1 protein-coding gene is annotated in these 1,342 nt (G+C 65.6%); it reads left to right on the top strand.

Going from position 1 to position 1,342, the window contains the following annotated elements:
• The first annotated feature begins 177 nt into the window (after nt 1-177).
• Nucleotides 178-1,221 (top strand): DNA polymerase III subunit delta, encoded by a 1,044-nt coding sequence (holA, locus tag X730_RS135385; RefSeq protein WP_023706774.1) that lies wholly within the window; start codon nt 178-180, stop codon nt 1,219-1,221.
• Nucleotides 1,222-1,342: the final 121 nt, after the last annotated feature.

Below are 1,342 nucleotides of genomic sequence, written 5' to 3'. Positions count from 1 at the left end.
GGTCCTCCGGCGGACAAGAAAACTGTCACCCATGCTATCGGTCCATTCTGTTACCTATCTATCCGGTTCGGACAGCCGAGCCACCTCTCCCCCCTCCGGAGGGAGAGGAAGGGCGCCAAGGTCTCGAACGCTTTGGAGAACGTTCACTCAGCGACCGCATCATGCTAACCACCCTCCATGGCGCAGAAAAAAGGATACGAGGTCGATTCGTGGCTGGCGAAGCCTGACGCGCGCATATCGATCGTCCTGCTTTACGGTCCCGACCGCGGCTTGGTCGCCGAGCGGGCCAAAGCCTTTGCCGCGAAAACCGGCCTGTCGCTCGACGATCCGTTCTCAGTCGTCCGGCTCGATGGCGCGGAGGTCGATCGCGACCAGGGCCGGCTGCTCGACGAAGCCCGCACCGTGCCGATGTTCTCCGACCGGCGGCTTCTGTGGGTGCGAAATGCCAGCGGCCAGAAGGCCCTGGCCGACGACGTCAAGGCGCTGACCGCGGAGCCCGCGCGCGACGCCATCATTCTCATCGAGGCCGGCGACCTGAAAAAGGGCGTCGGACTGCGCGCGATCGTCGAGGCCGCCGACACCGCCATGGCGCTGCCTTGCTACGCCGATGAAGCCCGCGACATCGACAGCGTCATCGACGACGAGTTGCGCAAGGCCGGCATGTCGATGGCGCTCGACGCACGCCAGGCGCTGCGCCGCAATCTCGGCGGCGACCGGTTGGCCTCACGCGGTGAGATCGAAAAACTGGTGCTTTATGCCCACGGCCAGAAGGACATCAGCCTCGACGACGTAAGGGCGATGTCCGGCGACGTCTCCGGCGCCTCCTTCGACGACGCGGTCGATGCTGTGCTGGAGGGCAGGATCGGTGACTTCGACACCGCCTTCACCCGCCACTGCCTGTCCGGCGGCCATCCTTTCCTGGTACTGTCCTCGGCGATGCGGCAGCTGCAGCAGCTTCAGGTCATGCGCGGCCAGATGGACACCGCCGGCCGCAACGCCGCCTCGGCAGTGGCCGGCGCCCGTCCGCCGGTGTTTTTCTCGCGGCGCAAGCTGGTGGAGAAGGCGCTGGAGCGCTGGAACGTCGAGGCGCTCAGCCGCGCGCTGAACCGGCTGCAATCGGCCGTGCTGCAGACCAGGCGCAGGCCGGATTTGTCGGAAGCGCTGGCGCGGCAGGCGCTGCTCGGCATTGCGGTGGAGAGCGCGAGGCTGGCGCAGCGGTGATCTCCCCCACTTGGGCATAGGCGCTAAGATAGGTATTGCCCTGCGGAATCGGGTGTGATTCTACACTGCGATGACACACGAATCGCTTGTTGATGACGGCTGGGCCGAGACGATTGAGCTT

The organism is Mesorhizobium sp. L103C131B0 (assembly GCF_000502275.1).
Lineage (GTDB): Bacteria > Pseudomonadota > Alphaproteobacteria > Rhizobiales > Rhizobiaceae > Mesorhizobium.
This window is presented reverse-complemented; position numbering and strand designations above follow the sequence as displayed.